The following is a 16024-nucleotide window of genomic DNA, read 5'->3' as shown; positions in this document are numbered from 1 at the left end:
GTAGTCAGGATATATCGCATACAAATATATTAAATATATTATTAAGATGAATAAGTGTTGTGAACCAGCCTGCCGCCGGCGGAAAATGTTCGTATATTCATCCTCCCATAAAACTCACCAGATGAAAAAAAACGCTATCAAACCGGATCCGGGATATTACGCTACTTATATCAATCTTGTACCGGATGTAGACCTTAAAACTGCGCTGGAGCAATCGTTGCAAACGCTGAACGGATTGGATGCAGCAGCGCTGGAGCCATTGGGTAACTACGCCTATGGGCCAGGCAAATGGACCCTGAAGAATGTACTTCAGCATATTACCGATACAGAGCGGGTATTTTCTTTCCGTGCTTTGTTATTTGCGCGGAAAGACACCCAGGTGCCTCCGGGAATGGAGCAGGATGATTATGCCGGCAATGCGGAAATAGATGAACGGAGCGTTGCAGAAATACTCGCGGAGCTGAAAGCGGTGCGCAATGCCACTATTATGCAGTTCAACAATTTTTCGGAAGCGGCGCTGTTGAGAACCGGCATAAGCTGGAAAACGGAACTTTCGGTACTTGCACTTGGATTTGCTATAGCGGGGCACCAGGCACACCATCTGAATATACTCCATGAAAAGTACCTCCAGCCCAATTCTAACATGAAAGTTAGTAGTTAACAATTATCACTCCTCTTCTCTACATGAGTTAACCGGTCTAGTTTTGCCAGCATAAAATCATTTATTATGAAACGTCTGGAAAATAAGATAGCCCTGGTTACAGGAGGTAGTCGCGGTATGGGCGCCGCTATTGTAAAACGTCTGGCAGAAGAAGGCGCCACGGTGGTATTTACCTATGTAAAAAGTGCTGCACCGGCAGCGGCGCTCGTGGAAGAGTTAACTGCCAAAGGGCAAAAGGCCACCGCCGTGGCGGCCGACAGCGCCGATGTGAACGCAGTGATTGCAGCAGTGGATCATACCGTTAACAGTCATGGCCGTATAGACATACTCGTTAATAACGCCGGTACTGCAGTAATGAAAGAATTTTCCGATTATACCCTGGAGGATTATGAGCATACCATGGCCGTAAACACCCGTGCTGTATTTGTGGCCACGCAGGCGGCTACGCGTCATATGGGCAGCGGCGGCCGGATCATCACTATCGGCAGTTGTATGGCCGACCGTGTGGTGGGACCGAAAGGCACATTATACAGTATGAGCAAATCCGCCCTTACGGCATTCAATAAAGGGCTGGCCCGCGACCTGGGATCCAGGGGCATTACCACCAACCTGGTACAACCCGGACCAGTAGATACAGACATGAACCCGGCGGATGGCCCCCATGCAGATTATCAGCGTCAGCATATTGCACTCGGCCACTATGGCACCGCTACTGACGTTGCCGACCTGGTGAGCTTCCTGGCGGGGCCGGAAAGCGGGTTTATCAACGGTTCTGCGCTGACAATCGACGGTGGGCTGAATAGTTAGGTGGTTGCCCGCCTTCGGCGGGGAAATTGTCTTGGAGCAGGATGATGATGATTATAATGATTTGTCTGATTTGATCATTGGGGATTTTTATAATGATCAAGGGAGATAGAAGCGGATATCTTGCTGATGTTTTCCTTTTTTTAAAAAAAGGAAAATCAACATAATCCCGAACCGGTATAATTCAGGGAAGGCAATAGCCGTTATAAAGGATTAAGGACGATAAAGAGGGACATATTTATGTCTCCCTTTAAAAATAAAAATCAGGCAAAACAAGAGATGAGCCTGAGATAGGCTCATCTTGTTGAAGGCAATAGCCGTTATAATAAAGTAAAAGGAGATAAAGTGAAATATTCGCTTTTATCTCCTTTTACTTTTATTAAAAAAATCAAACAAATCATTATAATCATCATCATCCTGCTCCAAGACAATTTCCCGCCGAAGGCGGACAAGAAAAATTTGGGAATATGAAAAATACACCTACCTTTGTTGTATAAACAACAGTTGTAAATGTAATTATGAAACTGGAAGAGGAACTGAAGCAGACCCGGTTTAAGGACGAATACCAGAAAGCCATGCTGAATATCATATTTACAGGTAATTGGCTGGAAGTATGGACTTCACAGATATTGAAGCAGTACGACCTGTCGCCCCAGCAATTCAATGTATTACGGATACTCCGCGGAAGCAGTCCAAGGCCGTTAAACCTGCTGGATATCCAGGAGCGGATGATGGACAGGATGAGCAACGCCACCCGGCTAGTGGAAAAGCTGCGCCAAAAGGGATTACTGACCCGCAAGCAGTGCGACAGTAACCGCCGGAAAGTGGAAATTGAGATCACCGAAAAAGGACAGGCCCTGTTAAAGGAACTGGATCCCCTGATGGATGAAAGCGATAAGGAAATATCGAAAAAGCTCACTGTTGCGGAAGTAAAGACCATCAACGAATTGCTGGATAAGCTCCGTAGCTGATTTTTTTTACCCTAACACTTGTATATACAATAAAAGTACAAACGCTAATAATACCTTTATGTTCAAAAGAATACTTCGTACAGACGACAATCTCGTTTCCTTTATTATCCGTATTACCGTGGCCCTGGTGATGTTGCCACATGGCGCACAGAAATTACTCGGCATGTTTGGCGGCTACGGATTTAAAGCCACCATGGGTTACTTTACCTCCCAGGGTACACCATCTATCCTTGCATTTCTTGTCATTTTTACCGAGAGCATCGGCTCCCTGCTGCTGCTTTTCGGATTTACCACCAGGATATGGGCAGCGATGCTCACCGTGATCATGCTGGTGGCCATGAATATTCACTCCGCCAATGGATTTTTTATGAACTGGGGCGGCACACAGGCAGGAGAAGGATTTGAATATCATTTGCTGGTAATCGGTATCAACATTGCCCTGATCATCAAAGGCGCCGGACGCTGGTCTGTTGACCGTCAGCTTTCTAAATAAACAATTAACTAAATTCAATAAAAAAACAATCATGAAAAAAGGTTTCTTTTTCACTACCCTCCTGGTACTCGCCAGCATCGCTACCTTTGCACAGGTAAAATGGAATGCGGACCCCGCGCATACCAGCATCATTTTTGGCGTGAAGCACTTAGGCCTGAGCTATGTTCAGGGCCACTTCACTAAATTCAATGGCACCATTGAAACTGCCGACAGCACTAACTTCCAGAATGCAAAAGTAGATTTCACGGTAGACGCCTCCAGCATTTCCACCGGTGTGGATCAGCGCGACGGGCACCTGAAAACAGACGACTTCTTTAACGTGGCTGAATACCCATCCATTACCCTGAAAAGTGTGTCTTTGAAAAAAGTATCAGGAAATAAATATGCATTGTTGGCAGACCTTACTATCCGTAATACTACAAAACGTGTAACCTTCGACGTTACTTACAACGGTGTGATTAAAGATCCATGGGGTTTGAGAAGAGCAGGTTTCACTGCAAAAACTACTATTAACCGTCTTGATTTCGGTGTAAAATATGCAGACAAATTACCTTCCGGCGTGTGGGCAGTGGCACCAACAGTTGATATCACTGTAAACCTGGAAGCAGTAAAACAGTAGTTAGGGATTTAGATAGATAGTGTGTTTGAATGGCGGTCCCGGTGTAAGCCGGGACCGCTTTTTTGTTTATTTCTTCTTCGCCTTCTTCTTCACATTTGCTGCCGCTCTCTTCTTCACTTTCTTCTGCAGCTGTTCCATTTCCCGGTTATGTTCATCCAATAATAATTGCCAGTTATCGTTGGGAATATCTTCTGAAAAGCTGATGGTTTCCCGGTAATCATCCTTATTGATCTTCATTTCGGTAATGTTTTTACCGAGGAATTGCTGGATCTCATCGAGAATGGGTTTCTCTTCGGTACTACAAAAGGAAACAGCCTGGCCTTTCTGTACACCGCGACCAGTACGGCCTACGCGGTGCACGTAATTCTCCGGCACATCAGGTAAGTCGTAGTTCACTACATAATCAACATTGGGGATATCAATACCACGTGCATTTACATCTGTGGTAATAAGTACTTTGATATCGCCTTTTTTGAACTCCGCCATCACATCCAGCCGGTCGCCCTGGTCTTTCCCACCGTGCATGGTAAGGGATTTGATGCCGATACGGGCCATAGCCGCCATTACCCGTTCTGCACGTACTTTGGTGCGCACAAATACAAGGATCTTGCTTTCGGGAAACTCTTTGATCAGCCGTTCCAGGAAGAAACGCTTATCATCCATTTCCACAAAAGCAACCGCATGACTTACGTTTTTAGCAACAGGATCTTTGGGAGATATTTGTATGCGGATAGGATTATTTACTACGGAATATGCCAGGTCTTTTATGTCTTTGTTCAGTGTAGCGGAGAAAAAAAGTGTCTGGTGCTCACGTGGAATATGCTTGATCACATCGCGGATATCCCGGATAAAGCCCAGGTCCAGCATATGATCGGCCTCATCAAGCACGAGGATCTGAACCTGGCTGAGGTCAATATGCCCCTGGTTGATCTGGTCGAACATGCGGCCTGGCGTGGCAATAAGCACATCCACGCCCTTTTCCAGTACTTTGATCTGCGGTCCCTGGTCTACCCCTCCTACAAGGGCAAGGATGGACAGGTCAGTATACTGTGCGATGGACTGGAAAACTTCTGCGATCTGGATAGCGAGCTCCCGGGTGGGCACCATGACCAGGCACTTCACTTCGTATTTGCCCTTCCTGTAGCGGCGGTCCTGTTGCTGCAGGCGGTGCAGAATGGGAATGGCAAAAGCGGCCGTTTTACCGGTACCGGTTTGCGCAACGGCCATTACATCATCCCCGTTGAGAATGGAGGGAATGGCCTTAAACTGTATATCTGTAGGCTTTTTAAAGCCCATTTCTGCTAAACTTTCCTTTATTTCCGGGGAGATATTATACTGTTCAAATTTCATGTGCTGCTATTGGAAAGCACAAAGATAGCCAATAGGCGTTAGCTTTCCTTTTTTAACAAAAAGGCCGCGAAGAAGAAAGGAAATCCTTCTTCTCCGCGGCCTTTCTCTCCTTCGGGTGAAAAATTATTCTTTCACCAGTTGTATTTCCATGTTAAGTTTTACTTCATCACTAAGTACAATTCCGCCTGCTTCAGTGGTGGCGTTCCAGCGTAAACCGTAATCCGCCCGGTGAAGCCGGCCCTTGAGTGCAAAGCCTGCTTTCGTTTGCCCGTATGGATCTACAGTTACCCCTCCATGCAGTACATCCAGTTCGATGGGATGCGTTTCTCCTTTGATCGTCAGATCTCCAAGTAACTTGTACTTCTCATCGTCTATTTTCTTTACTTTTTTAGAGACGAAACTGATCTTCGGGTGATTGGTAGCGTCAAAAAATTCACCATTGCGTAAATGTTCGTCGCGTTGCTTGTTCTGTGTGTCAATACTATCCGCTGCTGCTTCAAAGGAGATCGTCGCGTCATGAAAATCGTCGCTCTCCGTTTGAATGGTCCCGGTAAAACGGGTAAAATATCCACTCACGTTTGTAATCATGAGATGTTTAACTTTGAATCCTATTTCGCTGTGTGATTCATCAATTTTCCAGTTTGCCATAGCACATTGTTTTTTATGTTTTCAAAGACTTAATAAAAATAAGTGTAAATCATGGCAACAGCGTTGGACATTTTACCGGAAATGATGGACGATTATAACATTAACATTTCGTTATAAGATTTATTAAAATTCAATTAAATTTATACAACAATTCCCTAAGATGCCATTTACGATATCACACGCAGCGATTGTTGTTCCCTTTACAAATACCTCCCGCAAATACCTGTCAGCAACCGGTTTAATTATCGGCAGTATGGTCCCTGATTTTTTGTACTTCATCCTGCTGAATCCTTATTTCAATGGCGGACATCAATGGTGGGGAATTTTCGTATATGACTTACCGTTAGCCATCCTGCTGGCATATCTCTACCATGGAGTTGTAAAACCCGTAGTGGTTCCTTACCTGCCTGCCTGGGCCAGCGACCGCTTATACCTGTTCAGGCCGTTTAACTGGGACGCCTATTTCCGTGAACATTACGCTGTAGTGATCTATTCCATCCTGATTGGCGTGCTTACCCATTTCTTCCTGGATGCATTCACACATCAGGAAGGAAGATTTGTGTCACATATACACTTTTTACAAAGAGATATTACAGTAGGTAGTCATCAAATGAAAATGTGGTACCTGATGCAATACCTCAGTTCTGTAGCCGGTTTGCTGGTGATGCTGTATTTCTTCCTGAAATTGCCAAGAGTTAATAACCTCCCTAAAGTATCGCTGCGGCTGAAAGCCCGTTTCTGGATCATACTGACTGTTTCAAGCGGGCTGGTGTTATTGCTGAATGAGCATTTCCATCATATCGACTGTAAACGCATGGATTACCTCGCCACTGCATTGGGTGGCGTTTTCTATGGGTTACTGCTTACTGTTGGTTGGTATTGGTGGGTTAGCTATTCATCCCGGTCGATGCGGTAGCTCCATTCCATTTGCAGCGTGCTCATAATAGTATTGTATTTCTCCTCCCGGTTAGTGCCGATATAAATACCATTCACCTGCCCGTTTTGTTCCGTAGTGAATACGAGGATATCTTCATAATCGTTGGTAAAAAAGCGCAGCAACTGGTTGGAAATACCGGTTTGTTCCTGCCAGTTGGCGGTAACAAGGGCGATACGTTCCGGTGTAAGATCCTCTTCCAGGTCGGTAAAAGCAGTGTAGGTAAGTCCGCCTAAAGCACCGTTCCACCAGGCCATCGATAATAAAAAATGTTCGGTGGTATCTGCATCAGTAAACCATTCTTTCCGGGCGCTGTCGTAAGTACCATATACCGGTGGATCAGGCAGGCCAAGGTCGGCCTTTTCAATACCCCATAATACCACCGCCTGGTTCTCTTCATAAAAGACCAGGTGATCATCTTCCGAAAATCCAATTTCTCCCAGGGAAGTTAAACGGTTAAAACTATCGTTCACCATCCTGTTTTTACCTATGGTAAGATAATATTGGCGCAGGGCTGCCGGTAACTGAATCTTTAAACGGTTTTCCAGAGCAGCTATTTCTGTTTCCGAATACCCCTGATTGGCATCTTCCGGTAAGTTGTATAATTTGCGAATGATCTGTAAATAGTGCATGATAACAAACATACAAAGTAAAGTTGAAAACCATATGACCAGATACGTTGCATTTTTAAGGGCGGTGAACGTTGGAAAAAGGATCGTGAAGATGGAGCACCTGCGCCAGCTCATGGATACGGCAGGCTTCAACAATGTAAGCACCTATATACAGAGTGGAAATATAATGTTTGCTTCCCGCAGCAATAACGTTACCGCACTGTCTGAGAAAATAGAGAAGTTGTTGTTAACCACTTATGGCTTTGAAGTACCCACCATTATCCGGCAGGTATCCGAACTGGAAAACGTGGTAAAAAACACTCCCTTCCCCGGCGTAGTTCCGGATAAAACCACACAGGTATACATCACTTTCCTTTCCGGCGATGCAGGCCCGCATGCGCCGCAGGTAATAGCCTCGCTGCAATCTGCCGCGGAAACCCTGCATATGAACAACCGGGAAGTATATACCCTGATCAGGAAAAACCTGGAATTAAAGCCCCTTGATGTGATTGCGCGACTGGAAAAAAAGCTGGGCATACCGTGCACCACCCGCAACTGGGCAACGGTGAACAAGGTGATCTGGTAGGCATCGAAAAATATTTTTTGTGAGACTGTAAGTTTTTTCCACGCAATGCAACTAACCCTGGTAAATAAACGGTATGGACCCATCCACATTTTCCGAAACGATACAGCAGCACCAGGGCATCCTGCATAAGTTGTGCCGCCTGTACCGCGACAGCCGGGAAGACAGGGAGGATCTGTTCCAGGAAATGATCTACCAGCTGTGGAAATCGTACCCTTCGTTTGCAGGCAATGCCCGCATCAGCACCTGGATCTACCGGGTGGCGCTCAATACCGCACTGGCTGATTTCCGGCGCAAACAGCCCCGCATTACCTATACAGATAGCTTACCTGATATACCTGATAACGGCGGCCAGGCTACGTCCGTGCAGCAAGACCAGCTTTTTGCCGCGCTCAGGCAGCTGAGCGACGCAGAAAAAGCCATCATCGCGCTATACCTGGAAGATATGAGCTACCAGGAAATTGCCGATATCATCGGGATTGATGAAAATTATGTAGGTGTGAAACTCAACAGAATTAAAAGCAAGATCAAAAATATTTTAAAATTATAATTATATGGATCCTTTAAAATCAGCCTGGGACAGCACTCCCACCCCCAGCAGCAACATTACCGATATTATCAGCAGGCATACTTCTCCTGTATTAAAAGACATCAGGAAACAGGTAATACTGGAAGCTACCGGTTACACTATTTTCCTCATCGTGTATTATGATTTTTTTGACGGCGACCAAAAACCTTTTTACCTGAACCTGCTGCTGGTTGCTTCTGTATTGTGCATGCTTGCCCAAAGCGTTACCGGCTATGTACTGGCCCGTTATCCTGCTGCAGAGCATAACCTGCTGGAAAGCATGCGGAAAAAATTACAGCACATCAGGAAATACGCCGTGATTTCCATCTTCACAAAAATCCTTGCCTTTGCCGGTATTTTTGCCTTCTTCATTTTAAGTGTCCAATGGACACAACAGAAGTCCCTGCTGATGATCCCGCTCCTACTTATTATTGTGGCGCAGGCGTATTTTCAATGGAAAATATGGGCAGGGAGAATTTACCGGGTGAAGCAAACCATAGAAGAATTAAACCCATAAAAAGATTTTATTGGTGGTAATCTCTGGCAGAAATAATAGCTTTATAGCTGTTAAAATGAGCCTATGCACCGTGTGAGGAGAATCTATTACATTATATTACTGTTGATCATTATAACGGGAGATAGCTTCGCTATCAATTATCCCATCAGATACCTGGGTATTGAAGACGGTCTTTCCAACAATGCCGTTCTCAGCGTATACCAGGACCACAAAGGGTTTATGTGGTTTGGCACTTATGATGGGCTGAACAGGTTTGACGGATACAAATTCAGGATCTACCGTAATAAAATCAACGACAGCACTTCCCTCGTAGACAACGGCGTATATACCCTGGCAGACGATATCCATCACCAGCTTTGGGTGGGCGGTCGCAGAGGTGTTTGTGTGTTTAACCCGGTAGACGAAAAGTTCTCGTTACCCCGTTATACTCCCCTTAACAGCAAAGGGGCGCGTATCATCAGTGAGAATACACATACCATTAAATCAGATGAAGCCGGCAACATTTTAATAGGCACAGAAAAAAGCGGCTTACTGCTGTTCAACAACCAGCAAACCACCGGTAAACAGATTCCTTTAACAACAAACCGGGGCGGTATCACCGGTTATGAAGTAACCGCCATTGAATTCAGCGGTACTGCTGCCTGGGTGTTTGTGCAGGATATAGGCTTATGCCGGTACGACATTACCAGGCAGCAGTTAACTATCATCAACAGGGATATTACCAGGGGGAACTGTCTTACTGCCGACCAGGCAGGCAATATCTGGCTGGGAACAGATACCGGCATATTCCGTTATGTTCCATCCACCGGCAAATACACCGGGAATGTGTTGCCCGTAAACAGTAAGATGGTGAACCTGTACATTGGTAACGACGGTATTATGTGGTGCGCCTCCGATGGTAACGGTATTTACCTGGTAAATACGCTAAACAGCACCGCCACCCCCTTTGCCTCCGCAGGCGAACAACAACTGAGCAGCAACGCCGTGTACTCCATTTATGAAGACCGTGAGGGCCGGAAGTGGATTGGTACCCTACGCGGCGGTATCAATATCGTGGAGCCTAAACCCAACCCATTTGAACTGAATGTCCCCAACAGCGATCCTGTTGCCCGGGTGGTGGAAAATTTTATATTCTCTTTTTGTGAAGATAAACACCAGAACATCTGGATAGGTACCGATGGCGGCGGACTTAAATACTGGAACCGGGAGAATAACAGCTGGACTACCTACAAGCATAACGGGAACGACAAAACAGGTATCAGCAGTAATTTTATAACCTCCATTGTACAGGATGCCGGGCAGGATCTCTGGATTTCCACCTGGTTTGGCGGCGTAAACCGCTATCACCCGGCCACCGGCTCCTTTGAGCAATTTGTATGTTTTAACCCCTACACCCGGGCCGCCGAAAACAATGTATGGCTGGTTTATGAAGACCGGCAGCAACAGGTTTGGGCCAGTACTACCAACAATGGTACCCTGTACCGGTTTAACCGGCAGCAAAACCGCTTTGAGCTTTTTGACAGCAGCCTGGTGAACCTGCAATGCCTGGGAGAAGACCAGGACGGACAGCTGTGGGGAGGCAACTATTCCACCCTTATCCGTATAGACCGCGACCGGAAACAACACCAGCGTTTTAACATCGGGTATACTGTGCGCTCCATCCACCAGGACCGGAACGGAGTATTCTGGATAGGTACCGATGGCGGCGGACTATTACGATTTGACCGGAAAAACGGAAATTATACACGATTCACCACTTCAGAAGGGCTTCCCAGTAACTCCATCCTGCGAATGCTGGAAGACAAAAACGGTAATCTTTGGCTCAGCACTTTTAACGGGTTATCGAGGTTTGACCCGCAGAAAAAGAGCTTCCGTAATTTCTCCGCCTCCGATGGGCTCCAGAGTAACCAGTTTAGTTTTAATGCCGCCCTGAAATTACAATCCGGGGAAATGCTTTTTGGCGGTATCAAAGGATTCAATATATTTTATCCGGATAGTATCTACACACAAACTACCATTCCACCTGTTCTTTTAACTGCTGTAAGGATCAATAATACTTCCGTTACAGAGCAGGACCAGTATGTATCTAAACGGAACCAGGAAGAGATCCTGGAAATAACCGTGCCTTACAATAAAGCCACGATTGCATTTGACTTTGTGGCCCTGGAATATACCCTGCCTGATAAGATCAGCTATGCCTACCGCCTGAAAGGATGGGATAACAACTGGAACTATGTAGGGCAAACCAGGACAGCCAACTATACCCATCTGCAGGAAGGCAGTTACATTTTTGAGCTGAAAGCCAGCAATGCCGATGGACTATGGGGCCAGGCCATCCATACCATATCAGTAGTGGTATTGCCGCCCTGGTACAGAACCTGGTGGGCTTACCTCCTTTACATCAGCAGCATTATGGCCGCTATTTACGGATATATAAAATATAAGGCGCGGGAAGAGAGATTAAAATATGAAATAAAGCTGGCCCATCTTGAAAATGAAAAAGAAAAGGAACTGAATGAGAAAAAGCTTTCTTTCTTTACCAATATTTCCCATGAGTTCCGGACACCGCTTACGCTGATCATCAACCCGCTGAAGGAACTGCTGCAAAACAGGGACTATCCTGATCTGAGCGTGGTGTACCGCAATGCCCGGCGCCTGCTTAGCCTGGTAGACCAGCTCCTGCTGTTCCGCAAGGCCGACCGGGAGGCCGATCAGCTGAACCTGTCCAGGCTGGATATTGTGCACCTTTGTAAAGAAGTATACCTGTGCTTTTCTGAGCAAGCCCGGATAAAACAGATCGATTACCGCTTCCTATGCCAGTATACGCAACTGGAAATATATGGCGACAGTGAGAAACTGGAAATAGCCATCTTTAACCTCCTGTCCAATGCCTTTAAGTTTACTCCTGAAAACGGGAGTATCACTTTAGAGATATCCGGTAATGAAACGGATATCAGTATCATGATAAAAGACAGCGGTTGTGGCATAGATGACGGCGCGGGTAACCGGATCTTTGAAAAGTTCCAGCGGGCGCAGGTCAGGAAAGAGTCATTGCAAACTGGCTTTGGCATCGGGTTATACCTGGTGAAACATTTTATTGACAGTCACCATGGCACTATCACCTACCAGAGCGAAATAAACAAAGGCACTTCCTTTCATATAACCCTGAAGAAAGGGAACCAGCATTTTGAGGGCGTCTTACTGCGGGAAGATACGCCACAAAAATCCGCTTTCCTGGAAGAACTGGCCACGGTGGCAGCTTTACCCAAACCGGAACCCCGGGAAGCCGAAGCCACGCCCGCTACCACTACAATTACCGAAAAGAAATCCATCCTGTTAATAGACGACCATGATGAGATACGGCAATACCTGCAGCAGCTATTCCAGGACCGGTTCATTGTATATGAAGCCGATAACGGGACCAGCGGGTTTGCCGCCGTCCAGAAATTTATGCCCGACCTGGTGATCAGCGACATACAGATGCAGGGTATGGACGGGGTGGAGCTATGCAGTAAGATCAAACAAACGGATACGGTGAGCCATATCCCGGTGATCCTGCTTACCGGTTCCTCCGCGGCAGATACAAGGCTCCGGGGACTTGAGGGCGGGGCCGATGATTACATCACCAAGCCGTTTGACAAAGACCTGCTGATGGCGAAAGTGAATAACATTATCAAAAACCGTAACCTGCTGCAGCAGTATTTCTTTGACCGCATTACCCTGAAAAACAGCAATATTAAGGTGCCAGCCGAATACCAGGACTTCCTGAAGCGGTGCATAGAAATTATTGAAGACAACCTGGAAAACGAGGAATTCTCCATTAAAAAATTCACCCTTGAAATAGGGATGAGCCATTCCAGCTTATATAAAAAGGTAAAATCCATTTCCGGGCAAACCATTAATTCCTTCATCCGGTCCATCCGCCTCCGGAAAGCTGCCGTACTGTTGCTCAAGGAAAATTACACCATTACCCAGGCAGCTATGCAGGTAGGCATTGGCGATGTAAAATACTTCCGGGAACAGTTTGTAAAGTTGTTTGGAATGAATCCCTCCGATTATGTAAAGAAATACCGGCATTCTTTTAACCGGGACTTCAATGTTACTGAAAGTGAGGGGTAAAACCCTGTAATCCGCCATGGTTAACGTTTAAAAATGTGCCTGGCGGATCAGCACAGGGAAATACCCCCCGCTATATTTTACGATTTTACCCCCTTTTTTAAATGATTTACCCCCTCTATGATCTCTGAGGGGCATAGTACATTGCGGGTATCATGACAGGGATGTACGCATCCTTCATGCAACCAAAATGGGTTTTCCACTCTTCCAATTCATTAAACTTATTACGTTATGAAAAAAATGTTATCCGGAATGGACCGTCAGGTGTTTGTCCTATTACGGAGCCAACCTTTCCCTTGCATTTTACTGGCATTCACTTTATTGCTGATGGGAATGAAAGTACAGGCCCAACAAGGTACTGTTACGGGAAAAGTATCTGACGCCAGCGAGCCCGTTCCCGGTGTTACGGTACGTGTGAAAAATAAAACCACCGGCACTCTTACAGATGCGACCGGCAAATTTTCTCTCAACGCTGCGCCAGGCGATACCCTGATATTCAACCATATCTCCTACGAAGCGCTGACCGTGCCGGTGAAGAACCTGTCTCCCTTAACAATATCGCTTACGCCACTGAGCAAAAGTGTGAATGAAGTAGTGGTAGTGGGATATGGCACCCAGAAGAAGGCTACGCTGACAGGTTCTATTTCCGTTGTAAAAGGGGCGGATATTGTGCAGAGCCCCCAGCCAAACGTATCGAATGCCCTCACCGGCCGCTTCTCCGGGATCATTGCCAACAACCGTTCCGGTGAACCGGGCTACGATGGCTCCCGCATTACCATCCGCGGACTGGCCACCACCGGCAATAACGACGTGCTGATGGTAGTAGACGGGGTGCCCGGGCAAATAGGCGGTTTGGAACGACTGGATCCTAATGACATTGAAAGCATCTCCATACTGAAAGACGCATCTGCCGCCGTATATGGTAGCAGGGCCGCGAATGGCGTTATGCTCATCACCACCAAGCGGGGTAAAACCGGCAAACCGGTGATCAATTACAGCTTTAACCAGGGATTTTCCTCCCCCAGCCGCCTGCCCAAAATGGCCGATGCCGCCACTTATGCGCAGATCAGGAACGAGATCCAGTATTATAACAATCCTGCCGGTGGCATGAACCAGTTTTACACGGATGAACAAATCCAGAAATTCCGTGACGGTTCAGATCCGGTAAATTACCCGAATACAGACTGGCAGGCAGCGACCCTTAGAAAATCGACCCCTCAAAGCCAGCATAGCCTCTCCGTAAACGGAGGCAGTGAAAATGTAAAGTACTACGTTTCCCTGGGCATGATCAGCCAGGACGGGTTGTATAAGAACGGGGTCACCAAATACAACCAGTATAACTTCCGGTCTAATATCGATGCTGATGTAACCAAACGGTTAAAAGTAAGCCTGTATTTATCCGGCCGCCAGGAAGACCGCGTGTATCCTACCACCAGTGCAGGCGACATTTTCAGAGGTATTTACCGCGCTTACCCAACGGTGCTGGACAGGTATCCGAACGGATTGCCTACCACCGGTATTGAAAACAATAACCCCATCATGCAGGTAACCGACGCCGGTGGCACCGCCCGCAACCCAACACAGGTATTCAACGGTATCCTGAAAGGATCGTATGCCATTCCTGGAGTGGAAGGGTTATCACTGGACGGATTCTTATCGGCCGATAAATCCTGGAGCGCCAATAAGGTTTTCAGCACGCCTTATAAAGTATATTCGTTTAGCGCCGCCACACAGTCGTATGATAAAACCGTGGTAGGCGGCTCCAACGGGCTGGCATCCCTTGCGCAGCAACAACGGAACATGTCGCTGATCACTTCCAACATCAAACTGAACTTTACCCGCCGTTTTGGCCAGCACAATATAACCGCCCTGGTGGGTTATGAGCAAAGCCAAACCAACAGGGATACCCTGGGTGCATCCCGCCTGAATTTCCCCACGCCTCAAACGCCGGAAATGTCGCAGGGAGGATCTGCCGCTACTGATAAAGACAATTCCGGTACCAGCTACAGCTTTACCAGGAAAAGCTATTTCGGAAGAATTGCCTACGACTATATGGAAAAATACCTGCTGGAAGTACAGGCCCGTTACGACGGTTCCTCTACCTTCCCTAAAGGTGAGCAATATGGTTTCTTCCCTTCCGTATCTGCCGGCTGGCGCGTTTCAAAAGAAGAGTGGTTTAAAAACGTAAGCTTTATCAACGACCTGAAACTGCGTGGCTCCTATGGTACACTGGGTAACGACAACGTAGGCCTGTTCCAGTATTTTGATAACTACTCTTTCGTTAACCAATATGTAGTAGGCGGCCAGATCATTCCCGGCATTGACCTCACCAAACTCGGTAATCCGTTTATTACCTGGGAAATTGCCCGGAAAATGGACCTGGGCTTCAATATGGCTTTCCTGCAGCACTTCAACCTGGAGTTGATCTATTTCCAGCAGAAGCGTTCCAAGATCCTTACCCAGCGCAACGCATCGCTGCCGCAAACTTCAGGTATCGTGAATCCGTTTGATCCAAATACCCCGCTGGTGCCTGCCGAAAATATCGGTAAGGTGAACAGCAATGGTATTGAGGCGACCCTGGGATATGACAACACCACCGGTGGCGGTTTCCACTACAACATTTCAGGTAACATCACCTATGCCAAAAACAAGATCATCTTTATAGATGAAGCCCCCGGCACCCTGTCTTATCAAAGACAAACCGGCGGCCCGATGAACACTTCCCTGCTGTATGATGCCATCGGTATTTTCCGTACAGCCGACGAGCTGAATAAATATCCGCATCCTGCGGGTACGCAACTGGGCGACCTGATTTACAGGGATGTTAACGGCGATGGACAAATTAATGCAGATGACCAGATCAGGACCAAATATGGTAATATCCCTGAAATCACCTACGGTATTATATTAGGTGGTGATTACAAAGGATTTGATTTATCGCTGTTATTTGCCGGGCAAACAAATGTGAGCCAGTACGTGCTTCCTGAATCCGGCACTATCGGTAACTATTACAGCAGCTGGGCCGACAACCGCTGGAGCCCCAGCAATCCGAATGGCTCTTACCCGAGAGTGGATGAACGCGCCTCCTCTTCCGTAAGCGGCGGCCGTTTTGCCAACACTTTCTGGCTCAACGATGCGTCTTTCCTGCG

Annotated in this window: 14 protein-coding genes; 11 read left to right on the top strand and 3 right to left on the bottom strand. The window is 46.8% G+C overall.

Features of this window, described 5'->3' with window-relative positions; translation table 11 throughout:
- Positions 1–121 precede the first annotated feature (121 nt).
- The 5 genes from VIM72_RS11145 (at position 122) to VIM72_RS11125 (ending at position 3548) form a co-directional block, all read left to right on the top strand.
- Positions 122–661, top strand: coding sequence for a DinB family protein (locus tag VIM72_RS11145; protein WP_332002913.1), 540 nt, complete (start codon positions 122–124; stop codon positions 659–661).
- Between the two features lie 66 nt (positions 662–727).
- Complete coding sequence (locus VIM72_RS11140) at positions 728–1468, top strand: 3-oxoacyl-ACP reductase family protein (protein WP_332002912.1); 741 nt, start codon at positions 728–730, stop codon at positions 1466–1468.
- Between the two features lie 515 nt (positions 1469–1983).
- Positions 1984–2436: a MarR family transcriptional regulator gene (locus VIM72_RS11135; protein WP_332002911.1), complete on the top strand. Its 453-nt coding sequence runs from the start codon at positions 1984–1986 to the stop codon at positions 2434–2436.
- Positions 2437–2494: 58 nt separating this feature from the next.
- On the top strand, positions 2495–2929 hold the full coding sequence (locus VIM72_RS11130; RefSeq protein ID WP_332002910.1) for a DoxX family protein: 435 nt from the start codon (positions 2495–2497) through the stop codon (positions 2927–2929).
- A gap of 31 nt (positions 2930–2960) precedes the next feature.
- Positions 2961–3548, top strand: coding sequence for a YceI family protein (locus VIM72_RS11125; protein WP_332002909.1), 588 nt, complete (start codon positions 2961–2963; stop codon positions 3546–3548).
- 66 nt (positions 3549–3614) lie between these two features.
- Here the strand turns inward: VIM72_RS11125 and VIM72_RS11120 are convergent, their stop codons facing one another.
- Both VIM72_RS11120 and VIM72_RS11115 read right to left on the bottom strand, forming a co-directional pair.
- Positions 3615–4898 carry a DEAD/DEAH box helicase gene (locus tag VIM72_RS11120; protein ID WP_332002908.1) on the bottom strand — a complete coding sequence of 428 codons (1284 nt, stop codon included), beginning with the start codon at positions 4896–4898 and terminating at the stop codon, positions 3615–3617.
- Positions 4899–5021: 123 nt separating this feature from the next.
- Positions 5022–5546: a YceI family protein gene (locus tag VIM72_RS11115; RefSeq protein WP_332002907.1), complete on the bottom strand. Its 525-nt coding sequence runs from the start codon at positions 5544–5546 to the stop codon at positions 5022–5024.
- 160 nt (positions 5547–5706) lie between these two features.
- Between VIM72_RS11115 and VIM72_RS11110 the strand changes: the two genes are divergently transcribed.
- A complete protein-coding gene (locus VIM72_RS11110; protein WP_332002906.1) occupies positions 5707–6462 on the top strand; it encodes a DUF4184 family protein in 756 nt (251 codons plus the stop codon).
- Here VIM72_RS11110 and VIM72_RS11105 read toward each other — a convergent pair.
- Entirely contained in the window at positions 6438–7124 is a 687-nt protein-coding gene (locus VIM72_RS11105; protein ID WP_332002905.1) for an SMI1/KNR4 family protein, read from the bottom strand. The two genes, VIM72_RS11110 and VIM72_RS11105, sit on opposite strands and share 25 nt — an antisense overlap.
- A 22-nt stretch (positions 7125–7146) precedes the next feature.
- Here VIM72_RS11105 and VIM72_RS11100 point away from each other — a divergent pair, with 22 nt between their 5' ends.
- The 5 genes from VIM72_RS11100 to VIM72_RS11080 all read left to right on the top strand — a co-directional run.
- Positions 7147–7677, top strand: a complete 531-nt coding sequence (locus tag VIM72_RS11100; protein ID WP_332002904.1) for a DUF1697 domain-containing protein — start codon at positions 7147–7149, stop codon at positions 7675–7677.
- A 73-nt stretch (positions 7678–7750) separates the two neighbouring features.
- The gene (locus VIM72_RS11095) at positions 7751–8224 is read left to right on the top strand and encodes a sigma-70 family RNA polymerase sigma factor (protein WP_332002903.1); all 474 of its coding nucleotides are present in this window, start codon (positions 7751–7753) and stop codon (positions 8222–8224) included.
- A gap of 4 nt (positions 8225–8228) precedes the next feature.
- Positions 8229–8759, top strand: a complete 531-nt coding sequence (locus VIM72_RS11090; RefSeq protein ID WP_332002902.1) for a hypothetical protein — start codon at positions 8229–8231, stop codon at positions 8757–8759.
- 72 nt (positions 8760–8831) lie between these two features.
- On the top strand, positions 8832–12878 hold the full coding sequence (locus VIM72_RS11085; protein WP_332002901.1) for a hybrid sensor histidine kinase/response regulator: 4047 nt from the start codon (positions 8832–8834) through the stop codon (positions 12876–12878).
- Between the two features lie 228 nt (positions 12879–13106).
- Positions 13107–16024: TonB-dependent receptor (locus VIM72_RS11080; protein WP_332002900.1), on the top strand; the 2918-nt coding region annotated here is incomplete at its 3' end.

This window comes from Chitinophaga sp. (assembly GCF_036569185.1).
Lineage (GTDB): Bacteria > Bacteroidota > Bacteroidia > Chitinophagales > Chitinophagaceae > Chitinophaga.
The sequence above is the reverse complement of the archived record's forward strand: the minus strand, read 5'-3'. Positions and strand labels throughout refer to the sequence as shown.

Bases quoted from the DNA above. Each gene is read 5' to 3' on its own strand.
- VIM72_RS11110 (WP_332002906.1), top strand. From the start codon at position 5,707: ATGCCATTTACGATATCACACGCAGCGATTGTTGTTCCCTTTACAAAT.
- VIM72_RS11105 (WP_332002905.1), bottom strand. From the start codon at position 7,124: ATGTTTGTTATCATGCACTATTTACAGATCATTCGCAAATTATACAAC.
- VIM72_RS11120 (WP_332002908.1), bottom strand. From the start codon at position 4,898: ATGAAATTTGAACAGTATAATATCTCCCCGGAAATAAAGGAAAGTTTA.
- VIM72_RS11140 (WP_332002912.1), top strand. From the start codon at position 728: ATGAAACGTCTGGAAAATAAGATAGCCCTGGTTACAGGAGGTAGTCGC.
- VIM72_RS11100 (WP_332002904.1), top strand. From the start codon at position 7,147: ATGACCAGATACGTTGCATTTTTAAGGGCGGTGAACGTTGGAAAAAGG.
- VIM72_RS11115 (WP_332002907.1), bottom strand. From the start codon at position 5,546: ATGGCAAACTGGAAAATTGATGAATCACACAGCGAAATAGGATTCAAA.
- VIM72_RS11135 (WP_332002911.1), top strand. From the start codon at position 1,984: ATGAAACTGGAAGAGGAACTGAAGCAGACCCGGTTTAAGGACGAATAC.
- VIM72_RS11130 (WP_332002910.1), top strand. From the start codon at position 2,495: ATGTTCAAAAGAATACTTCGTACAGACGACAATCTCGTTTCCTTTATT.
- VIM72_RS11125 (WP_332002909.1), top strand. From the start codon at position 2,961: ATGAAAAAAGGTTTCTTTTTCACTACCCTCCTGGTACTCGCCAGCATC.
- VIM72_RS11145 (WP_332002913.1), top strand. From the start codon at position 122: ATGAAAAAAAACGCTATCAAACCGGATCCGGGATATTACGCTACTTAT.
- VIM72_RS11090 (WP_332002902.1), top strand. From the start codon at position 8,229: ATGGATCCTTTAAAATCAGCCTGGGACAGCACTCCCACCCCCAGCAGC.
- VIM72_RS11095 (WP_332002903.1), top strand. From the start codon at position 7,751: ATGGACCCATCCACATTTTCCGAAACGATACAGCAGCACCAGGGCATC.